This is a genomic window from Prochlorococcus sp. G4PB17, assembly GCF_059772445.1.
Genome location: NZ_CM186288.1, coordinates 1379656 through 1401770 on the forward strand (window position 1 = coordinate 1379656; position 22115 = coordinate 1401770).

The following is a 22115-nucleotide window of genomic DNA, read 5'->3' on the forward strand; positions in this document are numbered from 1 at the left end:
AAATTTTTTAGTTATTGAGCAAGGATCCAGGCATTATTCATTGCCGCAACCATGCTTGTTTCTCTTGCTTTGAATTTACCTGCAATATCAAGAGCAGTTCCATGATCAGGAGAGGTTCTTACGAAAGGAAGTCCAAGCGTTGTATTGACCGCTTGATCAAAGGCAATCAGTTTCACGGGTATCAGACCTTGATCATGATATAAAGCAAGTATTCCATCAGGTGCATTGCTTTTTTTTGAATTAGCATTCCATGCTTCTGCTGCTGAGATCCAGCATGTGTCTGGAGGGGTTGGCCCATGAATTTTGATAGTTGGATTATCTAATCTCCATTCATTTAAAATTGGAATAATTAATTTTTGTTCTTCTATTCCGATTTTTCCTTCTTCTCCTGCATGAGGATTTAAGCCTGCTATTTGTATTAATGGCTTCTCGCGAAACTTTTGACAGAAATTCAATAAAGAATCTAATTTATATCTAATTAATTCTTTTGTTAAATTATTAGTTATTTGGTTAAGAGGTATGTGAGTTGTAGCTAGTAAAGTATTAAATCTCCATCCATTATTTGGCGATATTGCTGTAAACAGCATAGATGTTTTTTTCTTGGTCATTTCTCCTAATAATTCAGTTTGCCCAGCAAATACATGACCAGCTTTATGCCATGCAATCTTTGAAATAGGTGCTGTTACTAACGCATTAGCTTTTCCATCTAAAAGTAAATTAATAGCATTAAAAAGCCATTTAAAGCTAGCAGAACCAGAATTTTTATCTATTTTTCCTGGAATAATTGTTGTTTCTAGAGGTATATCAACAATCTCAAGATTTTTTGGATCAGGAATATTATATATTCCATAATCAATTAATTGTGAATACGTTTTATAAATATTATTTTTGCATCCAATAAGTAAAGGCGTGATATTTTTATTGAGATACTTAGAACCAAGAGCTTTTAATGTTATTTCAGTTCCTATCCCTGCAGGATCACCTAATGAAATAACAAGAGTATTTCTATTATTAGATGTTTTTAATTCTGTCATTTTTAGATTTTTGTCTGTTTTTTAATTTTTTAGTTTAAGTTTTCTTTATTATATTGTCTTTGGTTAAATTGGTTTTAATTAAATTTTCAAGATTTTTTAGAAAAAATTAATTTAAGACAATATAAAATATAAACGCAATTAATTCATTTTTAATTTTGAGAAACAATGTTTTAAGCCAGTTTTAAAATTCGGGTAAATCAGAGAATAGCCAAGTTGTTTGCATAGAAAGTTGTTGTCTACTTTTCGATTCTCTTCCCAAAAAGATATCGCCATTGGACTCATCGTCTTTTTCGCAATTTCAAAGGGTAATTTCGATGGAAGAGGTTTATTAGCTATTTTTGCTGCAAATTCAATTACCTCAAGATTACTTGATGGTAAGTCATCAGCCACATTTACCAAAGATGGATTATTGCCTTGAGAATAAAGATTGATTAGAAATAAAATAGCTCCAGCAATATCATCGACATGAATTCTTGAAAACACCTGACCTGGCTTATCGATCATTTTTGTTGTTCCATTAATAAGGCTTTCGAAGGCAGATCTTCCAGGTCCATAAATACCTGGTAATCTAAATATTTGAATGGGGAGATTTGTTTCTAACCATTTATTTTCACAGGAATATCTCCGAATGCTTCTTCCTTGTTGAGGATCAGGTGGGGTTTTCTCATTTACCCAGGCACCTTTTTTATCTCCATAGACACCAGTAGTTGATAAGTAGCCAACCCACTTTAAATTTTTAGCATTTAATAATTTAGTCTTGAGTTGTTTCAGTACAGGGTCTTCTCCACTAGGTAAAGGAGGAATACAACTAAGGACATGTGTTGCTCCTTCGAAGATCTGATTAGATAACTCTTCATCGGTATTAAAAATAAAATCAGCTCCCTTGCTTCCCTTTGTTCTTCTGCTGCACAAAATTTTTGCACCTAAACTTCTTCCTGCTTCTGCGATCCTTTGGCCAGTATATCCGCCTCCAAAAATGATGAATTTTGAATTAGGCGGCATAGGCTCCAATCGCTTGACAATATCTTGAATCATTAGTACAAATGTATTATGTTGATTATTTGGTTATGATTGCTTCTTATTTAGAGCCTAGTCTAAATTCCATCGATGGAGTTCATAGATTAAGGAACCATAAAAGATTATTGGTTCAAAAGAAAAATAATAATTTTATAAAATACATCATTGCTTCATTGTGCTTCCTTCTTTGTATCGTTCTTGTGCCTGAGAAGCCATCAAATTTGGCTTCTATTTGTGAAAAATATAATTCTTCTGTTGCATGTCAAGTTTGGTGAACCTTTAAGCTGCTTGCCAGGAATAGTCTTCATCTAGGCTGGATTTAGATTTCTCTAGATTTTTATTTTGTTTAGGCGCGGCCCACTTAAGCAATTTCAGCGCTAAACGTATGTCTCCTTCGGTCCATGCTCTTATAGCCATTGAACGCCTTGGGTCGTAAAAGCGTTGTTTTCGATACCACTCGAACGCATCATTGTCTGTTTTGCTTCCATTGCATGCGAGACAAGCAGGGACACAATTCTGAGTGATGCTTAATCCTCCTTTACTTCGTGGTAAAACATGGTCAATTGATTCTGAATTTTTTCCACAATATATACAGCTTTTACCTGTAAATTCATGCAAGGACTTTCTCCACCTTCTATCACGTAACTTTGGGCATAGATCTTCTAAGAAAACCGCATCCCTGTTGTGCATACGAATCAACTAATTTCTTAAATTTTGCCTCGACAAGGCTCCACGTCAATGTATCGAAAATTGCATTTTTTAATTTTATAAGATTCTTTTATTATTTTGAAGGTTTTTGATTGGCTAGGACTCGTTTTTAATTATTAATTAAAATTAAATTAATAATTATAACGATCCAAATTCATTCCCTTAGGTGTTTTTTCTATGTTTGATTTTACTCCATCTTTTAATTTATTATCATTATTTATATTCATTGATGTTGATTCACCTGTATATAGATCCCCCAAATAATTAATGCAATCCTCATATTTAATTGGATCTTGTACAACTTCTTCAACAATTAACGATGCTGCTTGTTTTGGAGAAGTTTTGAATAAGCCTTGTTTTTTATTCTTTATAAATTGGTAGGCTGCTTGCCAACTTGGTTCATGTGTATTACCTCCATTTCTCATAAAGCAATAAATGTCTGCTCCATTTGTTACTGCTGCCTTAGTATTTAATCCTAAAGTAGTACTGCAGATTAAACAAATTATTGAAATTGGTAAGAAGTTTCGCTTTATCCCACTTGGCATGATTTTAAGAGAATTATCAATTGTAAATTATCTATTTTTTATTCTTCTGTCTAGCTTTAGTTGGCATTAGTAGTTCTTTTTTAAAAGCTTATTTTAATGATTTTTCTCATGATAAAAGATTGTATTTGAAAATTGATGAATTATTTTTTTTCTTTTGATCTTGGTTGCTTTTTTTATACGACTAAAAAAACTATCTTTTGATATAGTATTTTCATCAAAATTTATTCATTTAAACTTTAATAATGAATGAAGTACAAGTAAAGAAACAAGCTTATTTAAAAGAGGCAGTTTATTTTTTTAAAAATGCTTCAGTTTATGCTACTGAGGGGGATTTGCAATCATGTGCTGGTTTGATTTTGAAAGCACTTGATAAAGAGAGGATGGCAGATAATGTTGGTCCTCAGATCCTACATTTAATTAAAACTAAGTAATTTTATTAATTTTAAAAAACTTTTATTGATTATTAAGTATTGAAATGGTTTTTGCGATTCCTTGTCCAGCAGGAGCTTGAAGTTTACCCATTTTATCAAGCGTACTTTCCAAAGCTGATATGACACTAATAATATCTCTATCGTTGACAAATCCCAAATGACCAATTCTAAAGATTTTTCCTTTTAGGTGATCTTGACCGCCTGCAAGGAGTATATCAAAGTCATTCTTTATTGATTTTCTGATACTTTCGGCATCTATATTAATAGGCTGAACCGCTGTTATTGCCGGGCTTCCAAAACCTTCTTTCGTAAATAACTTCAAACCCATTCCTTTGACTCCTTCTTCAGTTGCTTTTTGATGCCGCGAATGTCGAGTGAAAATATTATTTAATCCTTCTTTTTGCATCATGGTTAGTGATGCTTCCAAAGCAAAATATAAATTTATTGCGGGAGTGAAAGGGTTACTATTTTTATTTACTGTATTTAAATATTGCTTTAAATCTAAATAAAATTTAGGTAAATTTGATGAAGCATTCGCTTCCCATGCTCTTTGACTCATGGCAACGAAACCTAGCCCAGGTGGAATCATATAGCCCTTTTGAGAGCCTGAAGCAATGACATCAATTCCCCACTCATCCATTGGAATATTGCTTGCACCAATGCTTGTCACACAATCAGCAATAGTAATGGCTTTACCATGATTTTTGACTTCGTTATTAATTGATTCAAGATCGTTAATCACTCCTGTAGAGGTTTCTGAATGAGTTAGAATTACCGCTTTAATTTTTTTATTAGTATCTTCTTCAAGAATCATTTTGAATTTCTCTGGGTCTAAAGGTTGTCCCCATTCAGCTTTTACGATTTTTACATCCAGTCCATATGCTTTTGCAACTTTTACCCATCTTTCTCCAAATTTTCCATTTTCACCGCAGATGACTTGATCACCTTTACTTAAGGTATTGATTATTCCTGCTTCCATTGCAGCTGTTCCACTCCCTGTAATTGTTAGTACGTCTCCACTTGTTTGGTGAAGCCATTTGAGCTGCTCAGTCGTTTTTCGAACAATCTCTTGAAAATCTCCACTTCTGTGACCAATTGGATGTTTACTCATGCAATGCAAAACATTTTCTGGTACCGGGGTTGGTCCAGGAATCATTAGATTGAGTTTGTCTTGCATTTACTTATTTAAATCTAGATTATTATTATTTTAAAAAATTATTTAGGGAATTTCCTTTATCGTCAGCTCTTCCAAGGATTTGAATGAATTTACTCTTCCAGTTTGGATGGTTGCGGCTGCAAAGTCTGCGACAAATGTCCTTATTGGTAACAAATTTAAAGCCATTGAGATAATTGATTTACCAAATAAAGATGGGTCAATTGAAGTACCAGTCTCTACTTCTGCTTTACTTGAAAATGGTGAGAGATCTTTAGCAATCAGTTACTGTCAGTCTGGACTAACTCTGGATGTTACTAGAGGGTTGGAAATTTGGGCTTACATACAAATAATTAATGCAAATGTTGTATCAAAAAAGATAGGTGCGAATGAGTTTCCAAATTGGCTAGATTTTCAAGCCGGATATGGAGTAGGTAAATTTAAATCAACTGGTCTGCCATGTATATCTAAGTTTGCGCGTGATTTGTTATGTATTAACCTTTTACCTTTAGTACCAAAAGGTTGTTCAATTAAAGTAGAGATTGTCTTACCGGAAGGAAAAGATCGTGCGTTAATGACGAGTAATAGAGCATTTGGAGTTGTAGATGGATTATCTCTAATTGGGACCCAGGCGGAGGTTCAAATTAGTGCGTCACCCGAGCAGTTGAAAAACTGTAAAAAGATTTTGGAAGAAAAGTGTTCTGACTCAACATTTGATGGATGCTTGACTTTTGTTATTGGTGAAAATGGGATGGATTTAGCAATGAAGTTTGGGCTACCAGCTAAGCAAATTATTAAAACGGGTAATTGGTTAGGTCCTCTACTTGTTGCTGCTGCGGAAAATGGTGTAAAGAAACTTTTATTATTTGGTTATCATGGGAAATTGATAAAACTAGCTGGCGGAATTTTTCATACTCATCATCATCTTGCAGATGGAAGAATTGAAATACTTACTTCACTTGCTGTTAGAGAGGGTATTTCTTTTAATTTGATTGACTTAATTAGTAAATCAACTTCAGTTGAAAATGCTTTACTCATACTTGAAGGACATAACCCAGATGTTGTTCCTTTGATTTGGGGCAGAATGGCAAATGAAATTGAATCTAAAAGTCTTAGCTATGTGAATCGATATTTGTCTTCATCGGTGGAAATAGGGTCTGTTTTATTTGATCGAAAAAGGCAGATTCGATGGGCTGGTTGTTATGGCTTAAAACACATTAGTTCTTTGGGGTTAATTCTTAAGTGATAGGCACATTCCGATTCTCTTAATTAGTCTATTTAATAAGCATGTTTTATAAGGATTCATCTGGTTGATATGGCTTCAATGATTTCAGGGAAAAAACGTAATCCAGCAATCGTTATTCTTGATTTTGGATCACAATATTCAGAATTAATTGCTCGAAGGATTAGAGAGACAGAGGTTTATTCTTTGGTGATGAGTTATACAACATCTGCAGACCAATTACGGTCACTTTCTCCTAAGGGAATCATTTTAAGCGGAGGACCTGGGTCTGTTTACGAAGAGGGCGCTCCATATTGTGATCCAGAAATTTTTAATTTAGGCATTCCTGTTCTTGGCGTTTGTTATGGAATGCAATTAATGGTTCATCAATTAGGAGGTTCTGTGGAACCAGCCACTGGTAAAGCTGAATATGGAAAGGCACCTTTAGAAGTTGACGATCCAACAGCGTTATTAACAAACGTTATGAGTGGTTCAACGATGTGGATGAGTCATGGAGATTCAGTTCAGAAATTACCAGAGGGATTTGTCAGATTAGCTCATACTTCTAATACTCCAGAAGCAGCTATTGCGTTGCATGATAAGTGCTTTTATGGAGTGCAATTTCATCCTGAAGTGGTTCATTCAACTCAGGGAATGGTTTTAATAAGAAACTTTGTTTATCATATTTGTTCATGTGATCCAGACTGGACAACAAATTTATTTATAGATGAAGCTGTTTCTCACGTACGGCAACAGGTAGGAGATAAAAAAGTTTTGTTAGCTCTATCTGGTGGTGTTGATTCATCAACTCTTGCATTTTTATTAAACAAAGCAATAGGACCTCAATTGACCTGTATGTTTATTGATCAAGGTTTTATGAGAAAAGGTGAACCAGAATTTCTTATGTCTTTTTTTGATGAAAAGTTTAATATTAATGTTGAATATATTAATGCTAGAGAAAGATTTATTTCGAAATTAAAAGGAGTCATAGATCCTGAACAAAAACGTAAAATTATTGGAAGGGAGTTTATTAGGGTTTTTGAAGAGGAGAGTATTCGTTTGGGGCCTTTTGATTACTTAGCTCAAGGAACGCTTTATCCAGATGTAATTGAGAGCGCTGGAACCAATATTGATCCAAAAACAGGTGAAAGAATAGCTGTTAAAATCAAAAGTCATCATAATGTTGGTGGTTTACCAAAAGACTTACAATTTAAATTAGTAGAGCCTTTGAGACGTTTATTTAAAGATGAAGTTAGAAAAGTTGGAAAATCACTTGGATTACCTGATGAGATTGTTCGGAGACATCCATTTCCCGGTCCAGGACTAGCTATAAGAATTTTAGGAGAAGTAACTCATGAAAAATTAAATTGTTTAAGGGATGCTGATTTAATTGTCAGAGAGGAGGTTAATAATGCTGGTTTGTATCATGAGATTTGGCAAGCTTTTGCAGTTTTATTGCCTGTATATTCTGTTGGAGTAATGGGAGATCAAAGAACCTATGCATGGCCTATTGTTCTTCGCTGTGTTTCAAGTGAAGATGGAATGACTGCTGATTGGTCTCGTTTACCGTATGAAGTTTTAGAGAAAATTTCTAATCGCATTGTTAATGAAGTTGAGGGAGTTAATAGAGTCGTTTTGGATATAACTAGTAAACCTCCTGGAACGATAGAGTGGGAATAGTTTAGGGGGGTAAAACCCAGTCTACCACTCAAAAACCCTTTTCCACACCACTTCCACTTGGCACTTATTCACCGTCTCTGAGGAGAAATCGTTGAAAGTCGTTTTTCTCTACACTTGTTGTTTGAATATCTAGGATTTGTTGCTAAGAATTTATGAAGGACTTCTCTACATATTTTTTTATACTCAGTATTTAAAAAGGTACAAAAAAACCTGCTCGAAAGCAGGTCTGTTTGAAGATCAGTTGCAAGTGTTTCCTTATTCTAATTTTTTTAATCATCAAAATAAGAGCATGTGTAGTTTACTAATTCTAAAACCTCTAAACAAAATGAAGAATTTTTGGGGACATTGAAATCCATACCCTCTGTTATTAATGTCCAATCTTTATCACCTGCAATTTTTACATTTAGTTTTCCAGAATGGATTTGCATGAGTTCTCTTGACGCAGTTTTAAATTCGTATCCACCCTCCAACATCACTCCTAATGTTTTTTTTGAACCATCTTTTAAAAAGATGTTCCGACTAATAACTTTACCTTCAAAATAAATATTTGCTAATTTATCAACATCTACATTTTGATAGTTATCCATTGAGAAATTCCTGAATCTAATTTTCTAATCACTAATCATAATCTATAGATGTTGAGTTTTATTTACGCACTTGTTATCCCAGTACTGATCATGGGATTGCTTTATCTATTCATCATTGAAAATAATGGTCTTCCAGATTGGATGGAACGTGTCTCAAGAAATAGTGGTTCCGTTTGGACTTATGGAATTATTGCCATCGCCCTAGTTGGAATTCTTAGATATCTGATTCGATGACTAAGCAGCAGCATCACTTATCTGATGTTCCATTAGTTCCCAATCTTGGGTTAAGAGTTCATGCCAAGTTTCAATAGCAGATTCTAGATCAATTCTTCTTGTATTTTTTAACTTGGTTGGAGTTCCATCTTCAAGGCAATACCAGAGTTGTGTATACACTCTCGGAAATGCCATTTCGGATTTCGGATCACGAATAAAGAACATACAGAATTCTCTAGTAGGTGACACCAACCATCCTGTTGGAGTTGGGATTGCTTCTCTGATTGGTTGATTCATGCTTCTCTTCTTTAATTCAAGGCATCAAAAAAGCACCTTGCTCACTGGTATTACGCAGGTGCTTTATGAATTAGGACTGCTTTCGTGAGGAATGTCCTAGTACATCTATACTATTAAATCTTTTCTTGGTCGTCAAGCATACGCGCAAATTCCAACTGAACTTTCCATCCGTACTAACCAACTTTGACCTGCTGGAACGAAAGTGCTTGAACTCCTGATTTCTTTTTAATTCTTCTAAGATTCAAATTTAATCCTTAGAAGTACTTGATTAGGTCTTATGGCAAAAACTGAAAATGATCTTGATATTTACTATGCAGTTGGGAATGCCAATACTTCTAGGCAAGAAACTGAGATTGGAGAAATTATTAAAAAACGAAATTCACTGGGATGGAAATTAGTCTCTACCAGTACTGCTGTGGTTGATACGTCTAATCAATTCTCTAATTTGTATCTCTTTTGGGAAAAATAATATGAGCAAGGGAAAAGAGAAATTCAACGTGACGCAGGGTATGACTCTTTTGCTGCTAAAAAAACTTTCTTTGCCTGCAAACGTAGTCCTCTTAATGATTCTCTTTATTACTAATCCAGCAAACAAGATTGGTTATGAGGATGAGTAGGCACAAAAAAACCTGTCCTAAAGCAGGTCTTTTTGAAGATCTGTCGCAAGTTAGTCGCAACTCATTTTATTTTTGTCGCAATTTTGAAATCAGATCTTGAACTCGCTTCCCAACTCTAACTAAGCAAAGGGATTTCAAGTGATAAGAAAAGGTGCGTATTAGTCATTTCGTCGCAATATGGTCGCAATTTATTAGACGTTTTTAGTCTACTTTTTATCTAATTTCCAAAAGTACAAACCTGATCGATAACACCCAAAATCAATTCATCTCCATTGGGATCTTTCCATTCTGAATCTTGATTCTTGAACTCATTAAATTCCTTTGCTCCTACTGCAACATCTCTAAAAGAATTTTCCGAACAGTTGACATCCATAGTGTACAGAATGTCTTGAGTAATTTCAGTAGTGCCTTTAGGAATAAATTTGCTGAATACTCGTATGGATCCATCATGATTTTTTTGAACACTGTTCTTATCCCATAACTGCTCGCCATACTCACTCTTTGGAACTGCAACCCAGTCAGGCGATAGAGCATCTATTTTTGATGGATAGATAATTAGTAGAAGTGCAAAACAACTAAGACAAATACTTTTAATAATTTGAAAGGTCATTGGATAAAAAACATTATTGTTATCGTTGATGGAGACTTCACATCAGTACGTCATTTTATGAACAGACTGCTCTCTGGTGAGAGATCTAAATGGATCTTTGTAATTGGACTTGTTGCGATAGGTGTAGGATTCACAGCAAAGAATGTGATCTCATATCCAACTGAATGCACTACCCCAGATATGGTCACGTTGAGATGATTTACGGAGGAATTTGCAGAGTGGCAAACCCATCTTTATCAGGAGTAACGAGCGTTCTGATCAGTCAGATTCTTTTCGACAGACTTCCAAAGGAACATAAAGCAACATTTGAAAAATACAAGGATGTCTATAAAAAAGATTATTTGGGATTTGACGATGAAGACGGGAGATACTTTGAGGATTTAGCAAAAGATTTAGATGGAAGGCATGTCAGTTTTGAGTTATTAGATCTTGAAGAATATGGTGTTCTCTATTAGTTGAGAAGGGATTGAAGATTTAATTATTTGATTGGACGATCGATAACCCAAATGTCTTCCTCTTTGGTATCACCACGAATCCACTCTTTAAACTCTTGATAAATTGCAATTTGATCTTTCTTATCAAGGGTCATTGATCTTTCTAAAATCTCTGTCAGAGAGGAACTAATTAAGTCTTCAATATGCTCTTTCTTTCTCATTGATTAGAGTTGAACCAAGTGGTTAACAAACCAAACGGCAAATATAATTTTTCCCCCAATAAGAAAAGGAAGAACCTTAAACGCCTTCTTTTCAAATGATGCTTTGCTAGTTGAATCCATATAAGAAAACCCTCTTAGAGGAGGGTTAACTAAAAATTGTGTGAGGATATTTTGAAGGGAAAAGATTGAACATTCCATCCCTACAGGTTCTCAAAAAGTGCAGACCTAATGAACTTTTTTGAGTTGCGAAGAGAGGACAGGATTTCACCGACTGTCCCCTGATCTGATTTGATGTCGCATTCGTATTACGCCATCAATCTTTTAATAGTTTAGAAAGGACTTCTTTAATCTTGCTGTTCGGTTGAGGTAGTGCTTTCCTACAAATTCCAATGAAGAAGGGGGCGAGATTTTGGTCGCCCCCTTTGAGTCCATCACTCCAGACCTATGGAAGTGCGTTGACTCCTGAGACCTTTTTAACGTATTAGAATGAATAAGACTAGAGGTAAAAACACCAGAGTATTTTTACTAGATTATGGATATTAATTATCATTTACTTATAGATATTATTCTTGTTTCAGGAGCAGTATCTTTTGTCTTAATTGCAAGGAAAATGAAAAAGGAAAACCCCTGAAATAAATCAGGGGTTGGGGTTGTTCCGACCATTGCAGAGACCGCACGAAAGGTGTTCTCTGTCCACTCAGGAGGTGTGAGATGCCTCCTTAGAGTCAATGCACATTTCCCCTTTTAAATAACTTCGAGAGTGCTTTGACTCTTGATTTATTTCTACTCCTACTTATTCAAAATATCTATGGTATTTACCACACTTAAGCAGCATAAACACAAGCATTGAATTGATGTTCCACTAACTTCCAACCATTGCCTATGAGTTCATTCCAAGTCTCATAGGAAGAGAGGTAATCAAGTCGTCTTGTGTTCTTCAACTTGGTTGGAATACCTTGCTCATTGCAATACCAAAGTTGAGTAAAGACAGTTGGGAATGCCATGGCAGATTTGGGGTCTCGTATAAAGAGCAAAATAAAATCTTTGGCAGGTGCAAGTAACCATCCTGATGGTGTTTCTTTCATTTCTCTTACTGGTTCAGTCATGTAACTAATGTCTGATGGTGGAGTCATCTCTAAGAAGAGAAAAAAACCACGATGCTCACTTCGTGGTTCCTTTGCTTTTGGTGATGGGATTATACTAGTACAAAAGTACCAATTAGATCAAGTTGGTCAAGATAATTATTTCTAATCAGATGTTCAATAAGACAAAAGAAAACCCCCTGATGACCAAAAAAGGGGGTTTTTTAAAGTGTGAGGAGTTTTTTTGAAGGGAAAAGGTTGAACATTCCACCCCTTCTATTTTTCGAGGATTGGGACAAAAAGCACTTCTAATAAAGAAGTCCCAAACTCTGACCAGTGCCCACCGATCTGGAAATAATCTAAAAGCAACTTCTCTAAAACTGAAGTTCGGTTGAGGTAGTGCTTTCCTTCGAATTCCCATGAAGAAGGGGGCGAGATTTTGGTCGCCCCCTTTGAGTCAAGCACTCAACTGACTGAACTAAATTTCCATCCCTGTTTAACCTTGACCCACAGAAGGTGCTGTGACTCCTAACCCATTTCTAACAAATCTGGATTAAGTCAACATGAGAAAAAACTCCTGTTTAACCAACAACCCAATAATCTTTGTGTTTTCTTAGGATTAGTTTAAGAAGATCAAGAATCATTGTTTTACCTCAATATTTCAACTGAAAGTAATAAGGAATTAGGTGTGGCAGCATTCCAAAGGAAATTAATAGGACTGAAAACCAAAGAAAGATCGATGAAAGAGTATTCGACCCATTGGATCTGAAGCTACGTGTTGCTTGCATAATTAGACCTCCTGTTAGTTCAATGTTTTTTAGTAGTCCATTGAGCAGTTGCCAAACTGCAAACATTCATTCTCGTAATCGACCTCATCAAAATCAGTTTCATAATTCGAAACCAGATCGCACCAATCGTTCCCTTGGATAGGAACTCCACAAGATTTCGAAAATGTCTCCTTTACGTCTTCAATTGCATGTTTAAAAGGATTACCGCATGACATGGTTTGACCTCCTAATAGTGCCTTGATTTATATCTACTCCTACTAATTCAAAAAATCTATAGGACAAAAACCCTAAAGTATTAACTCTCATTGCCCTCATAAAGAAAGACCCCTGAAACTAATCAGGGGTTTGGGTTGTTCCTACCATTGCAGAGACCGCACGAAAGGTGACTCTGTTCACATCAGAAGGTGTGAGATGCCTCCTTAGAGTCAATGACATTTCCCCTTTTAATATCTTCGAGAGTGCGATGATTCTTGATTTATCCATACTCACCTTATTAGAAAATATCTATACAGAGAACCCAAATATAGAAATACTTTGGTGTTCTTACCCATAGCAATTTCCTTTCAGTAGTAGTAAAACAGTTTCAGGAGTCAACGCACTTCCTTAGGTCTGGAGTGATGGACTCAAAGGGGGCGACCAAAATCTCGCCCCCTTACTACTTTCAGGTATATCTATGACCAGAAAAAGAGACAAGATCTGGACAGCAATTATTGCAACTAAGCAATGGTTCACCAAACTTTTTACAAGTGAGGCAGATGCTTTAGTTGATGACTTCGGAAATAATCCACCACCAGAGATAGGAACTCAATCTTATTCAGGAGATACTCATGAAAAAGGAGATTGATTTAACTAATTAAAGTGCATTAAGAAAGGGACCCTGCTGCTTCAGCGACCTTGAGTCCCTCTCTTCATTTACAGAACGAATTTTGGTAAGGAGTTGTTCTGCTTTTCCTTTTCTAATCAATTCCACAAAGGGTCTGCATCCGAAAAAATTCCTAATTAGATATCGTCTTCACTGGTTCCGAATGGGTTGTATCTGATATCAAAAATTAAAACTACTGCTGTGCTTAAAAGCAGTAATCCAAAAATAACTTGTGGAGGTGGAAATATCATTAGACCACTCTAGAAAAGGCACAAAAAAACCGCCCAGTTCTGTTAGGACGGTTTCTTTGTGAGATCAGTCGCAAGTGTTTCCTTGTTTCCACTGCGGAGGATCTCAACTCCTCACAAAATCAATTTATTAGAAGCAACTCGGGTTCTCAAGTGTCAGCAGATGAGTTTTTCAACTGTCACATGTGCTAATTCTCTACAATCAATCATTAAAAAAGCACCCTACTTACGCGAAGTCGAGTGCTTTTTTACAACAGAACTATTGTGTGAGGAGTTGTTCTGTTATTTCATTTCTACTCCTGCATGAACCTTTTGTCACTACTAAAAAGACAAACTGATGAGAACCTGAAAAATAGAAGCAAGAACAAAGGATCCAAGAATAAAAAGTGGCAAACTTTGACGAGTTCTATAAATCATTAGATCCCTACTCAGGCATTAGGGGAAAGCAGTTTGAGAAGTTCGTTGTGATATTTGAAACCTTGATTAATGAAATATTGATAAAGTTTAGCTGCTTCTGGAATATTTCCTTTTAGCTGCAACTGAATTGCTTGATTAATTATTTGCTCTTTAAAAGGTTTCATTGGAGTATTGACCATATTTTTCTTGGTTTTCTGTAATGGGAAATCGAGCTGGGAATGTTTTCACCTCAGTAATTTTCTTCTCTTTCTTGATTAGAACTATCCATCTTTTTTTTCAATTCCAGAAGCACCTAGCAATTTTTCGATTAGCTCTATATAAAGTTCTACATTTGCTAGTGAGGATATCTTTTCTATTTTATCTTATGCTTAAGTACATGCTTTATTGATTTCTCTATAAAAGTATCATTGAGTGTATTTCCCTTGTAATTCATTGGTATGACTGGTTTTAGGGGCGCTCTTTTACGAAGGACTATTGAGTTGTACAAACAGGAACGTCTATTATAAAGTGATAACTTGATTTATATGCTTTGGTTTTGTGTGGCAGATTTTTACCATCTCGATGAAGAAATCGTAAAGTTTGTTTTCCTTACATTGAAGAAATTGACATGCATATTAGTCAAAGGAAAATTTTTCACTAAAAACGAAGTTTATAGATTTAATGGTGACAATTAGTGCAATTGACGCAAATTCAGAAAAGAAGTGGAGAGGTTTTTATAACTCTTTATCGAAGAAAGAATTGCAGGGTGGTGAGTGGGACGAATATTGGAAAACTCAAAGAAAAAAAATGGGGTGAGAATTTTGCACCCCATTTTATTATCGATTGATTAGTGAAATAATTCTGATTTCACTCTTTGATGGGATAACTACTTGCCACCATTGCAGAAGCGAACCGCCTCAGAAGAACTCTTTCCATTCAATTGAATTTCTTCAACACATGCGTTGAATACTTTTGACTCTTGTTTCACAGAACATAAACTTAAGGCGATTGCAGCAAGAGCAACAGCAGAAACAACATTAGAACCTAGTTGAATGATTCCGTATGCAAACATCGCTTTGCCTTTTCCACTGCACTTTTTTTTGTCTGTTTTATTTTCTTCAGTCATTTAATAAAAATAAAAGTTAATATCTTATTTTAATTGATTTGTTGGTCAGAGAATTTCATAAATTGTAGAGAATACCGTTCTCATTACCTTTTTTTGATTTGTTTTATCTAAGTCAAAGTAATCATAAAACCCCCCTTTTTTTGCTAGCTCGGGTTAGTTGCTGAGAGCTGATGCAATTATTTCTATGTTTTCACTGCTGAGTATCTTAATTCTCTAAGAATGGAATCTGTACTTTTCAAACAAAACACAGGACGATTCTGAATAAACAGGAAAAAGGATTTCAAGTGATAAGAAAAGGTATGTACTAGTCATGAGTCGCAATATGCACCAAATTTATTAGACGTTTTAAGTCTGCTTTTGTCTAATTCCCAATAGTGCAAACCTGATCGATAACACTCAAAATCAATTTATCTCCATTGGGATCTTTCCACTCTGAATTTTTATTTTTGAACCCATTAAATTCCTTTGCTCCTACTGCAACATCTCTAAAAGAATTTTCCAAACAGTTGACATCCATCGTGTAATAAATGTCTTGAGTAATGTCAGTAGTGCTTTTAGGAATAAATTTGCTGAATACTCGTATGGATCCATCTTGATTTTTTTGAACACTGTTCTTATCCCATAACTGCTCTCCATACTCACTCTTTGGAACTGCAACCAAGTCAGGCGATAGAGCATCTATTTTTTTAGGGTAGAAAAGAAGTAGAAGTACAAAACAATTAAGACAAATACTTTTAATAGTTTTTGAAGATCATTGAAAAAAACATTATTATTACCGTTGACGGAAAGTTCACATTAATAAATCAATTTTATGAAAAGACTGCTCTCTAGTGAGAGATCTAAATGGATCTTTGTAATTGGATTAGTTGCGACAAGTGCAGGCTTTACAGCAAAAATTGATCTCATTTACAACTGAATGCACTACTCCAGAAATTGACACTTTGAGATGAAATATAACTGGAAAGACTTTTTAGTAGATGCTGCAATCGTAGCAGTTGTGCTTGGAGCAGTGGCATTAATTGTTGGCTCGTTTCCAACAACCTTCAGCAGGTTGCTGCCATTTCTCAAATAAGTATTAGTCACCTATTTTTTCCATTAAAGAAGGGAGCGAGATTTTGGTCGCTCCCTTTTAGTAAAGCACTCAACTGACTGAACTAAATTTCTATCCTTTATTTTACTTTGACCCACAAAAGGTGCTGTGACTCCTAATTCATTAATAATAAATCCAGATCAGGTAAACATGAGAAAAAATTCCTGTTTAACCAACCACCCAATAATTTTTGTATTTTCTGAGAATGAGTTTGAGAAGATCGAGAATCATCCTTTTTACCTCGGAAGAAAGTTGACGATTATTATTTCTGTACTAAATCAAAAACAAAACATATCCGCTCTTCAGTGCTTTCAAACGGAATTGTATGGTGAAATAAAGAAGAAGGGAATATACAAATATCTCTAGTTTCTATTTTCTTAATAGTTAAATTAAAATCTTTGTCTTTTTTAGGATATCTAGGACCTTGATAACTAAAAGCTATATTACCTGCATCATTATCATTATTTTTTGGAATTTGGAGGTAAAAACTACCAGTAATCCATCCATATTCATGATTATGGCTCTTTAGAAAACCACCGGTTTTCATGCTAATCATCCATGATCGAAGTTCATAATTTTCAGGCCAATTATTTATGAAACCTTGCCCACTATGTTTGAATTTTTGTTTGTATTGATCAATCTTTATCTCTAAAGCCTTTTTCATTGCTTGAATAAATGGGTAGTCTAATGAAAATAAATTACCCGAAGTTTGTATGCCATTTGTAAGAAGACCTTGAGATCTATTTTCTCCTTTACCTAATTTACTATAAGAAATAAGTTGATTTAAGTGATTTTCGGAGTATAATTGTTCATTGATTTTTTCTATTAATACATACTTAATTGCTTCATTACAGAAAGGTGATTTGTATTGCTTTCCATAAATAATATTGGCATGCTCTACAATACCTCCAAAATCGGCATTACAAACCTTCTTTTCAAATAGTTCTTTGTACTTCTCATTAAATTCTTTTTCTCTATTAACAGATAGTAAACAACCTAGATATCCAACTTGAGAAGAATTAGATTTATTTTTACTTAGATATTTTAATGCTAATTCATATTTGCCAACAGAACATAAATTATTAGCTAAACCTATAACTAATTTGTCATCTTGAGGCTCTAATTCAGCTGACTTTATCCAATGTCTAAATGCTTCTTTTTGGTTTCCAAAATCGTTTAAAATATTTCCTATATTAAAATGAGAATTTGCACAATCAGGCTTGAGTTCAATTGCTTTGCGGTATGAGATCTCTGCTTCTTGTAAATTACCAAGATCACTCAAAATATTGCCCAGACTGTAATGAGCCTCTGCGTAATTAGGATTAAGTTCAATTGCTTTGCGGTATGAGATCTCTGCTTCTTGTAAATTACCAAGATCATTCAATATTACTCCCAAATTGAAATGAGCTTCTATGAAATCAGGTATGATTTCAATTGCTTTGCGAGTGGATATTTCGGCTTCTTTTAATTTGTCAAGATCTCTCAATATATTCCCAAGATTGTAATGAGCATTAGCGTAATCAGGTACAATTTTAATTGCTTTGCGAGTGGATATTTCGGCTTCTTTTAATTTGCCCATATCTCTCAATATGACTCCATAATTAGAAAAAACTCTATGATCATCGCATCCCAGATTTATTAATTGTTGATAATATTTTTCTGCTTCTGGAATATTTTCTTGTGAATGAAATTTAAATGCTTGATTAATTATTTCTTCTTTAGAAGGTTTGGAGGGAGCATTAGTAGAAATAGAAATATTCTCTTTACTTGCTCCTAAGGCAAATGGAACTGAGAATGTTTGTACTTCAGCAGAGCGTTTTATTTCTCTCTTTTCCTGTCCAGAGCCCTCCATTTTTCTTTTCTATTGTTGATATTGAGAATGTTACTACTAATCCTGAAGTCATAGAGCGAGAAAAAAGTTCTCAATATAATATTTATCTACCTAGAGAGATAGAACAAGAGGACAAAAAATCTAAACCGAAACAGGATGCAATATGATTTACGCAATCTCAAATCAATATTGAAAATGGAAATATTAAAGGTCAGAGATGTTTCCTACATGTTTCACGAAATTCTTGAGTAATAATAGAGCTAGTGAAGAATTTAGATTATCAGGACGATTTAGGATATTAACTATTGAGTGGGATTAGTATTAACTACTAAAATGGAGGCATATACTAAAATTTATATACCTCCTGTTACCTTGTCACCTTCTCCATAGAGAACTCGTATGTGGTTTATTTTCTGTATAAAGTGCTTGAATACTAGGCTTAAGTTTTCATAATATTTTAACGACTTCAATACGTATTAAAAACTTTGTGAAATAAACAATGCTCATTGCATGAAAAATAGGGCGAGCTTTTGGTCGCCCCCTTTGAGTTCAGCACTTATGCACCCAATTAAACTTTCATCCCTGACTAATCAACCATTTACTGCAATGGAAGTGCTGAAACTCTTAATTTATTTATAATTCTTCTCAGATTCAAATTCAATCGTTATGAGTACCTGATTGGCTTTAATGGCAACAACTGAAAATGGCCTTGACCTTTAGATTATGCAGTTGGGAATTCCAATACTTCTATGAAAGAAACAGAGATTGGAGAAATTTTTAAAAAACGAAACTTACTTGGATGGAAATTAGTTTCTACCAATACCGCAGTTGTTGATATGATGAATCACTTTTTAAACCTGTATCTCTTTTGGGAGAAAAAAGATGATCAAGAAAAAAGAGAAATTCAATGTGACGCAAGGTATGACTCTTTTGCTGCTAAAAAAACTTTCTTTGCCTGCAAACGTCGTTTTCCCAATGATTCTTTTTATTGTTAATCCAGGAAATCAAATTGGTTACCAGGATTAGTAGGCACAAAAAAACCTGCTCGAAAGCAGGTTTTTTTGAAGATCAGTCGCAAGTGTTTCCTTGTTTCCACTGCGGAGGATCTCAACTCCTCACATTTTCAATCTAATCAACATGACGACAAGAGGAATGCTGAGTATTTGAGTTCTTGAACTGTCACATGTGTCAATTATTCAGGAAAAAGTATTAAAAAAGCACCCTACTTTCTAGAAGTCGAGTGCTTTTTTGCAACAGAACTATTATGTGAGGAGTTGTTCTGTTATTTATTTTCTACTCTTGCCTGCACCTTTTGTCACTAGGGAAAGACAAACTGATGAGAACCTACAAACAAGGAGCAAAAGTTTGCAATTAAGGAAGCAATAGATTTAATGGTTTCATTGAGTGCAACTGGCACTAATTGAGAACAGAAGTGGAGAGGTTTCCATAACTCATATCGCAGACTAAATTGCATAGTGAATAGGAAGAATACTGGCAAGATTAACTGAATCAAATAAACTCTTGTTCGATTGAAAACAATTGAAGATTATGGATGAAACTTGGTTGAAAGAACTAAACATAAGAAATCTTTCTGTGGAAGGAGAGGATAGTTCTAAATGGGATTGTGTAACAGTCTCTGTTTCGTCCTCAGTTTTAAATAAATTAACTCAGGAAGAACAAGCAAAATTTGAAATCACTGAATTCAAAAGAGCAACGAATGAAATCGAGCATTGGGCAAGAGTAGAAGAAATATGTGATTTTTTTGGAGTTGAAGACCCCGATTTAGCAGGAGATATTTATATAAGAAAGTTCAAAAACTTAACTGTAGAGGAGGAGAGTAGATGGATGGATTTAAAAGATATCAATGACGAGATACCTGAGGGTTTTGGCGTAAAAATCGATCGGAGATAAGGAAAAGTAGATAATTTTAGCAGATAATATTGAGTGGTATTAATGGGAACGTCTATTTTTTGGTGATAACTAGATTTGTGTGGTTTTATCTGAGAGGAGAGATGACGAGATAACTAGATTTTTGAAGTATCAGTTTTTTATGGGTTTCATGTACGATATGTAATGATAAGGCTCTCCAGTTATGAGAGTGGTTTTAGGGTACTTTTTTGTACAGTTCTATTGACTACTTTATTTCACTGAGGTTTCGAACATACTCCTTAATGAGTCAGATTTTCGTTTTACAAACTCAGAACTAATTCCTCGACATGAAGGGATGTGGACGCTTCTTTTTAACTTTCTATTTTTGTAAGGTAGTTTGTTTTTTCTTCTGGAAAATATTACATATTTTATGGAATCGATTTTTTAATCTTTTACTTGGGATGAAATATTCTATTTAAATTATTAAATTTTTTAGGTCCTTTTATTTTCTCATTAGTTATTTTATTTACACTTTTATCTCCTATTTTCTGGGCATATGCTACCCAGTTTCTCATTATAAGAAAATTATTTAAATTAAATCCTTCAATGCTATTACTAGATTGGCCCCATTCTTTCTTACCTTTATCTATTTCATTCTCGATCTTTCTCCAGTTTTCATTATAATTCATTGGTTGATCTCCAGAAAATCTGATCTCTTTATATTGTGGAAATTCAAGTGGATATTCAGAACAACCTCTTTTTATTTTGGATATTAAATCGTTTCGAATACTTTTTTGAATAAGAACATTTAACTTTTTAGATACTTTTACTGCTTCAGTTAGATCTAAACAATATATTAGTCCTTTATAAAAACCTGAGATATTAGGGCGTGTTTCTATAATACATTTTCTTGTATTATTATTTCTCAGTTTGAATTTATTGAAAACTAAAAATAGTTTGATTAATTCAATTATTGAATCTACTTCAACATAGACTTTATAGCATCCAAAGCAAAATTCAGGAATTATTTTATGTTGATTAAATATTAGTTTATGTCTTTTACAATTTAAATTAAATTCATTTCTTTTATAAATTTGTGAAAAACTTACTTCTAAGTCTAAATTATATTTTTGATAAATTTTAAGTCCATCTTTATAAATTTTTATTGCTTCATCATTGGTTATAACAAAATTCTCATTATAAGAGAGATTGAGTTCTTTGAATTCTTCATTTATAATATATATTTGGCTTGCATTAATTTGTTTTGGTTTGTAAAAAGTTATTAAATTTATTAAATTATCTTTAATAGTTTGGTTTTTTGGGTCTAATTTAATCGCTTTACGAGTAGATAATTCTGCTTCTTGTAATTTTCCAAGATCACTTAATATGCTTCCTAGATTAGAGTGAGCATCTGCGTAATCAGCATTGAGTTTAATAGCTTTGCGAGTAGATAATTCTGCTTCTTGTAATTTTCCAAGATCTCTCAATATGCTTCCGAGATTTAAATGAGCGTTTTCTAAATCAGGATTAATTTCAATTGCTTTACGAGTAGATAATTCAGCTTCTTGTAATTTTCCAAGATCTCTTAAAATGCCTCCCAGATTGGAATAAGCATCTGCATAATTAGGATTAAGTTTAATTGCTTTGCGAGTGGATAATTCTGCTTCTTTTAAGTTTCCTTTATTTGTTAAAATGACTCCATAATTAGAAAAAATTCTGTGATCATTACATTTTTGATTTATTAACTTTCTATAATATTTTGTTGCTTCTAAAATATTACCTTGTGAATGAAACTGAATTGCTCGATTAACTATTTGTTCTTGAGAATGTCTAGAAGGAGTGTTAGTTGAAATAGGAACGCTCTCTTTTATTTCTCCTAATGTAAATGGAACTGGGAATATAGTTACTTTATGGGTCTTTGTTTTCTCCTGATTTTGGTAATCAGATTGTTCCATCTATACTGTTCTATCTTTAGATACAAGTTATTTTACTACTAATTCTAACTTTGTTTACTTTTTCTGAAATCATTCCTCAACTTATAGAGTGCGCACAAA

General features: G+C 34.1%; 29 protein-coding genes. 12 read left to right on the forward strand and 17 right to left on the reverse strand.

From position 1 onward, the window contains the following. Positions 1-11: 11 nt before the first annotated feature. Positions 12-1034 (reverse strand): 4-hydroxythreonine-4-phosphate dehydrogenase PdxA, encoded by a 1023-nt coding sequence (pdxA, locus tag AC6EJB_RS07915; protein WP_498490796.1) that lies wholly within the window; start codon positions 1032-1034, stop codon positions 12-14. A 138-nt stretch (positions 1035-1172) separates the two neighbouring features. Beyond that, positions 1173-2069 carry an SDR family oxidoreductase gene (locus tag AC6EJB_RS07920; protein WP_498490798.1) on the reverse strand — a complete coding sequence of 299 codons (897 nt, stop codon included), beginning with the start codon at positions 2067-2069 and terminating at the stop codon, positions 1173-1175. Between the two features lie 32 nt (positions 2070-2101). Between AC6EJB_RS07920 and AC6EJB_RS07925 the strand changes: the two genes are divergently transcribed. Further along, a complete protein-coding gene (locus tag AC6EJB_RS07925; RefSeq protein WP_498490799.1) occupies positions 2102-2326 on the forward strand; it encodes a hypothetical protein in 225 nt (74 codons plus the stop codon). Between the two features lie 4 nt (positions 2327-2330). Here AC6EJB_RS07925 and AC6EJB_RS07930 read toward each other — a convergent pair whose 3' ends face one another. Both AC6EJB_RS07930 and AC6EJB_RS07935 read right to left on the reverse strand, forming a co-directional pair. After that, the gene (locus AC6EJB_RS07930) at positions 2331-2741 is read right to left on the reverse strand and encodes an HNH endonuclease (protein WP_498490801.1); all 411 of its coding nucleotides are present in this window, start codon (positions 2739-2741) and stop codon (positions 2331-2333) included. A 149-nt stretch (positions 2742-2890) separates the two neighbouring features. Next, the gene (locus AC6EJB_RS07935) at positions 2891-3304 is read right to left on the reverse strand and encodes a DUF6554 family protein (RefSeq protein WP_498490802.1); all 414 of its coding nucleotides are present in this window, start codon (positions 3302-3304) and stop codon (positions 2891-2893) included. 242 nt (positions 3305-3546) lie between these two features. Here AC6EJB_RS07935 and AC6EJB_RS07940 point away from each other — a divergent pair, with 242 nt between their 5' ends. Beyond that, a complete protein-coding gene (locus AC6EJB_RS07940; protein WP_498490804.1) occupies positions 3547-3735 on the forward strand; it encodes a hypothetical protein in 189 nt (62 codons plus the stop codon). Positions 3736-3757: 22 nt separating this feature from the next. Here AC6EJB_RS07940 and AC6EJB_RS07945 read toward each other — a convergent pair whose 3' ends face one another. Beyond that, positions 3758-4912, reverse strand: a complete 1155-nt coding sequence (locus AC6EJB_RS07945; RefSeq protein WP_498490805.1) for a pyridoxal-phosphate-dependent aminotransferase family protein — start codon at positions 4910-4912, stop codon at positions 3758-3760. A gap of 79 nt (positions 4913-4991) precedes the next feature. Here AC6EJB_RS07945 and cbiD point away from each other — a divergent pair, with 79 nt between their 5' ends. Beyond that, a complete protein-coding gene (cbiD, locus tag AC6EJB_RS07950) occupies positions 4992-6134 on the forward strand; it encodes a cobalt-precorrin-5B (C(1))-methyltransferase CbiD (protein WP_498490807.1) in 1143 nt (380 codons plus the stop codon). Positions 6135-6203: 69 nt separating this feature from the next. Beyond that, on the forward strand, positions 6204-7790 hold the full coding sequence (gene guaA, locus AC6EJB_RS07955) for a glutamine-hydrolyzing GMP synthase (protein WP_498490809.1): 1587 nt from the start codon (positions 6204-6206) through the stop codon (positions 7788-7790). A gap of 269 nt (positions 7791-8059) precedes the next feature. Here guaA and AC6EJB_RS07960 read toward each other — a convergent pair whose 3' ends face one another. Further along, the gene (locus AC6EJB_RS07960) at positions 8060-8377 is read right to left on the reverse strand and encodes a pyrimidine/purine nucleoside phosphorylase (protein WP_498490811.1); all 318 of its coding nucleotides are present in this window, start codon (positions 8375-8377) and stop codon (positions 8060-8062) included. A gap of 48 nt (positions 8378-8425) precedes the next feature. Here AC6EJB_RS07960 and AC6EJB_RS07965 point away from each other — a divergent pair, with 48 nt between their 5' ends. Further along, a complete protein-coding gene (locus AC6EJB_RS07965; protein ID WP_498490812.1) occupies positions 8426-8611 on the forward strand; it encodes a hypothetical protein in 186 nt (61 codons plus the stop codon). Here AC6EJB_RS07965 and AC6EJB_RS07970 read toward each other — a convergent pair whose 3' ends face one another. After that, positions 8612-8887, reverse strand: a complete 276-nt coding sequence (locus AC6EJB_RS07970) for a DUF1651 domain-containing protein (protein ID WP_498490814.1) — start codon at positions 8885-8887, stop codon at positions 8612-8614. Between the two features lie 277 nt (positions 8888-9164). Between AC6EJB_RS07970 and AC6EJB_RS07975 the strand changes: the two genes are divergently transcribed. Beyond that, positions 9165-9356, forward strand: coding sequence for a hypothetical protein (locus tag AC6EJB_RS07975; RefSeq protein ID WP_038650473.1), 192 nt, complete (start codon positions 9165-9167; stop codon positions 9354-9356). Positions 9357-9721: 365 nt separating this feature from the next. Here the strand turns inward: AC6EJB_RS07975 and AC6EJB_RS07980 are convergent, their stop codons facing one another. Next, a complete protein-coding gene (locus AC6EJB_RS07980) occupies positions 9722-10114 on the reverse strand; it encodes a hypothetical protein (RefSeq protein ID WP_498490816.1) in 393 nt (130 codons plus the stop codon). 57 nt (positions 10115-10171) lie between these two features. Here AC6EJB_RS07980 and AC6EJB_RS07985 point away from each other — a divergent pair, with 57 nt between their 5' ends. Together AC6EJB_RS07985 and AC6EJB_RS07990 are read left to right on the forward strand one after the other, a co-directional pair. After that, positions 10172-10312 carry a hypothetical protein gene (locus AC6EJB_RS07985; protein WP_498490817.1) on the forward strand — a complete coding sequence of 47 codons (141 nt, stop codon included), beginning with the start codon at positions 10172-10174 and terminating at the stop codon, positions 10310-10312. Beyond that, complete coding sequence (locus tag AC6EJB_RS07990; RefSeq protein WP_498490818.1) at positions 10279-10569, forward strand: hypothetical protein; 291 nt, start codon at positions 10279-10281, stop codon at positions 10567-10569. Before AC6EJB_RS07985 ends, AC6EJB_RS07990 begins: the two co-directional genes overlap by 34 nt. A 23-nt stretch (positions 10570-10592) precedes the next feature. Here the strand turns inward: AC6EJB_RS07990 and AC6EJB_RS07995 are convergent, their stop codons facing one another. The 4 genes from AC6EJB_RS07995 to AC6EJB_RS08010 all read right to left on the reverse strand — a co-directional run bounded on the left by AC6EJB_RS07995 (position 10593) and on the right by AC6EJB_RS08010 (position 12854). Continuing rightward, the gene (locus AC6EJB_RS07995) at positions 10593-10769 is read right to left on the reverse strand and encodes a hypothetical protein (protein ID WP_498490820.1); all 177 of its coding nucleotides are present in this window, start codon (positions 10767-10769) and stop codon (positions 10593-10595) included. Between the two features lie 546 nt (positions 10770-11315). Beyond that, a complete protein-coding gene (locus AC6EJB_RS08000) occupies positions 11316-11498 on the reverse strand; it encodes a hypothetical protein (RefSeq protein ID WP_498490821.1) in 183 nt (60 codons plus the stop codon). 95 nt (positions 11499-11593) lie between these two features. Beyond that, complete coding sequence (locus AC6EJB_RS08005) at positions 11594-11902, reverse strand: DUF1651 domain-containing protein (RefSeq protein ID WP_498490822.1); 309 nt, start codon at positions 11900-11902, stop codon at positions 11594-11596. 766 nt (positions 11903-12668) lie between these two features. Further along, on the reverse strand, positions 12669-12854 hold the full coding sequence (locus AC6EJB_RS08010; RefSeq protein ID WP_036906327.1) for a hypothetical protein: 186 nt from the start codon (positions 12852-12854) through the stop codon (positions 12669-12671). Positions 12855-13312: 458 nt separating this feature from the next. Between AC6EJB_RS08010 and AC6EJB_RS08015 the strand changes: the two genes are divergently transcribed. Next, on the forward strand, positions 13313-13483 hold the full coding sequence (locus AC6EJB_RS08015; RefSeq protein ID WP_498490823.1) for a hypothetical protein: 171 nt from the start codon (positions 13313-13315) through the stop codon (positions 13481-13483). Between the two features lie 694 nt (positions 13484-14177). Here the strand turns inward: AC6EJB_RS08015 and AC6EJB_RS08020 are convergent. After that, the gene (locus AC6EJB_RS08020; protein WP_498490824.1) at positions 14178-14330 is read right to left on the reverse strand and encodes a hypothetical protein; all 153 of its coding nucleotides are present in this window, start codon (positions 14328-14330) and stop codon (positions 14178-14180) included. 496 nt (positions 14331-14826) lie between these two features. Here AC6EJB_RS08020 and AC6EJB_RS08025 point away from each other — a divergent pair, with 496 nt between their 5' ends. After that, entirely contained in the window at positions 14827-14961 is a 135-nt protein-coding gene (locus AC6EJB_RS08025) for a hypothetical protein (RefSeq protein ID WP_498490825.1), read from the forward strand. A gap of 70 nt (positions 14962-15031) precedes the next feature. Here AC6EJB_RS08025 and AC6EJB_RS08030 read toward each other — a convergent pair whose 3' ends face one another. The 3 genes from AC6EJB_RS08030 to AC6EJB_RS08040 all read right to left on the reverse strand — a co-directional run bounded on the left by AC6EJB_RS08030 (position 15032) and on the right by AC6EJB_RS08040 (position 18213). After that, positions 15032-15271 carry a hypothetical protein gene (locus tag AC6EJB_RS08030; protein WP_498490827.1) on the reverse strand — a complete coding sequence of 80 codons (240 nt, stop codon included), beginning with the start codon at positions 15269-15271 and terminating at the stop codon, positions 15032-15034. A gap of 361 nt (positions 15272-15632) precedes the next feature. After that, positions 15633-15932 (reverse strand): hypothetical protein, encoded by a 300-nt coding sequence (locus AC6EJB_RS08035; protein WP_498490828.1) that lies wholly within the window; start codon positions 15930-15932, stop codon positions 15633-15635. A 691-nt stretch (positions 15933-16623) separates the two neighbouring features. After that, the gene (locus tag AC6EJB_RS08040; RefSeq protein ID WP_498490830.1) at positions 16624-18213 is read right to left on the reverse strand and encodes a tetratricopeptide repeat protein; all 1590 of its coding nucleotides are present in this window, start codon (positions 18211-18213) and stop codon (positions 16624-16626) included. 728 nt (positions 18214-18941) lie between these two features. Here AC6EJB_RS08040 and AC6EJB_RS08045 point away from each other — a divergent pair. Further along, positions 18942-19187, forward strand: a complete 246-nt coding sequence (locus tag AC6EJB_RS08045) for a hypothetical protein (protein WP_498490832.1) — start codon at positions 18942-18944, stop codon at positions 19185-19187. 553 nt (positions 19188-19740) lie between these two features. Then, complete coding sequence (locus AC6EJB_RS08050) at positions 19741-20103, forward strand: hypothetical protein (RefSeq protein ID WP_498490834.1); 363 nt, start codon at positions 19741-19743, stop codon at positions 20101-20103. A gap of 410 nt (positions 20104-20513) precedes the next feature. On the opposite strand, the gene AC6EJB_RS08055 is transcribed toward AC6EJB_RS08050, so the two are convergent. Then, positions 20514-22016 carry a tetratricopeptide repeat protein gene (locus AC6EJB_RS08055; protein ID WP_498490836.1) on the reverse strand — a complete coding sequence of 501 codons (1503 nt, stop codon included), beginning with the start codon at positions 22014-22016 and terminating at the stop codon, positions 20514-20516. Between the last annotated feature and the right edge of the window lie 99 nt (positions 22017-22115).

What these genes read in the sequence shown, in the direction of transcription:
- AC6EJB_RS08015 (WP_498490823.1), top strand. Translation starts at nt 13,313, where the DNA reads ATGACCAGAAAAAGAGACAAGATCTGGACAGCAATTATTGCAACTAAG.
- AC6EJB_RS07980 (WP_498490816.1), bottom strand. Translation starts at nt 10,114, where the DNA reads ATGACCTTTCAAATTATTAAAAGTATTTGTCTTAGTTGTTTTGCACTT.
- AC6EJB_RS08045 (WP_498490832.1), top strand. Translation starts at nt 18,942, where the DNA reads ATGAAAGAAACAGAGATTGGAGAAATTTTTAAAAAACGAAACTTACTT.
- AC6EJB_RS08020 (WP_498490824.1), bottom strand. Translation starts at nt 14,330, where the DNA reads ATGAAACCTTTTAAAGAGCAAATAATTAATCAAGCAATTCAGTTGCAG.
- AC6EJB_RS07925 (WP_498490799.1), top strand. Translation starts at nt 2,102, where the DNA reads ATGATTGCTTCTTATTTAGAGCCTAGTCTAAATTCCATCGATGGAGTT.
- AC6EJB_RS08030 (WP_498490827.1), bottom strand. Translation starts at nt 15,271, where the DNA reads ATGACTGAAGAAAATAAAACAGACAAAAAAAAGTGCAGTGGAAAAGGC.
- AC6EJB_RS07940 (WP_498490804.1), top strand. Translation starts at nt 3,547, where the DNA reads ATGAATGAAGTACAAGTAAAGAAACAAGCTTATTTAAAAGAGGCAGTT.
- AC6EJB_RS07975 (WP_038650473.1), top strand. Translation starts at nt 9,165, where the DNA reads ATGGCAAAAACTGAAAATGATCTTGATATTTACTATGCAGTTGGGAAT.
- AC6EJB_RS07995 (WP_498490820.1), bottom strand. Translation starts at nt 10,769, where the DNA reads ATGAGAAAGAAAGAGCATATTGAAGACTTAATTAGTTCCTCTCTGACA.
- AC6EJB_RS07990 (WP_498490818.1), top strand. Translation starts at nt 10,279, where the DNA reads ATGCACTACCCCAGATATGGTCACGTTGAGATGATTTACGGAGGAATT.
- AC6EJB_RS08050 (WP_498490834.1), top strand. Translation starts at nt 19,741, where the DNA reads ATGGATGAAACTTGGTTGAAAGAACTAAACATAAGAAATCTTTCTGTG.
- AC6EJB_RS07970 (WP_498490814.1), bottom strand. Translation starts at nt 8,887, where the DNA reads ATGAATCAACCAATCAGAGAAGCAATCCCAACTCCAACAGGATGGTTG.
- AC6EJB_RS07920 (WP_498490798.1), bottom strand. Translation starts at nt 2,069, where the DNA reads ATGATTCAAGATATTGTCAAGCGATTGGAGCCTATGCCGCCTAATTCA.
- AC6EJB_RS08005 (WP_498490822.1), bottom strand. Translation starts at nt 11,902, where the DNA reads ATGACTCCACCATCAGACATTAGTTACATGACTGAACCAGTAAGAGAA.
- AC6EJB_RS07965 (WP_498490812.1), top strand. Translation starts at nt 8,426, where the DNA reads ATGTTGAGTTTTATTTACGCACTTGTTATCCCAGTACTGATCATGGGA.
- guaA (WP_498490809.1), top strand. Translation starts at nt 6,204, where the DNA reads ATGGCTTCAATGATTTCAGGGAAAAAACGTAATCCAGCAATCGTTATT.
- AC6EJB_RS07935 (WP_498490802.1), bottom strand. Translation starts at nt 3,304, where the DNA reads ATGCCAAGTGGGATAAAGCGAAACTTCTTACCAATTTCAATAATTTGT.
- AC6EJB_RS07985 (WP_498490817.1), top strand. Translation starts at nt 10,172, where the DNA reads ATGAACAGACTGCTCTCTGGTGAGAGATCTAAATGGATCTTTGTAATT.
- AC6EJB_RS07930 (WP_498490801.1), bottom strand. Translation starts at nt 2,741, where the DNA reads ATGCACAACAGGGATGCGGTTTTCTTAGAAGATCTATGCCCAAAGTTA.
- AC6EJB_RS08010 (WP_036906327.1), bottom strand. Translation starts at nt 12,854, where the DNA reads ATGTCATGCGGTAATCCTTTTAAACATGCAATTGAAGACGTAAAGGAG.
- AC6EJB_RS08055 (WP_498490836.1), bottom strand. Translation starts at nt 22,016, where the DNA reads ATGGAACAATCTGATTACCAAAATCAGGAGAAAACAAAGACCCATAAA.
- AC6EJB_RS08025 (WP_498490825.1), top strand. Translation starts at nt 14,827, where the DNA reads ATGGTGACAATTAGTGCAATTGACGCAAATTCAGAAAAGAAGTGGAGA.
- AC6EJB_RS07960 (WP_498490811.1), bottom strand. Translation starts at nt 8,377, where the DNA reads ATGGATAACTATCAAAATGTAGATGTTGATAAATTAGCAAATATTTAT.
- AC6EJB_RS08040 (WP_498490830.1), bottom strand. Translation starts at nt 18,213, where the DNA reads ATGGAGGGCTCTGGACAGGAAAAGAGAGAAATAAAACGCTCTGCTGAA.
- pdxA (WP_498490796.1), bottom strand. Translation starts at nt 1,034, where the DNA reads ATGACAGAATTAAAAACATCTAATAATAGAAATACTCTTGTTATTTCA.
- AC6EJB_RS07945 (WP_498490805.1), bottom strand. Translation starts at nt 4,912, where the DNA reads ATGCAAGACAAACTCAATCTAATGATTCCTGGACCAACCCCGGTACCA.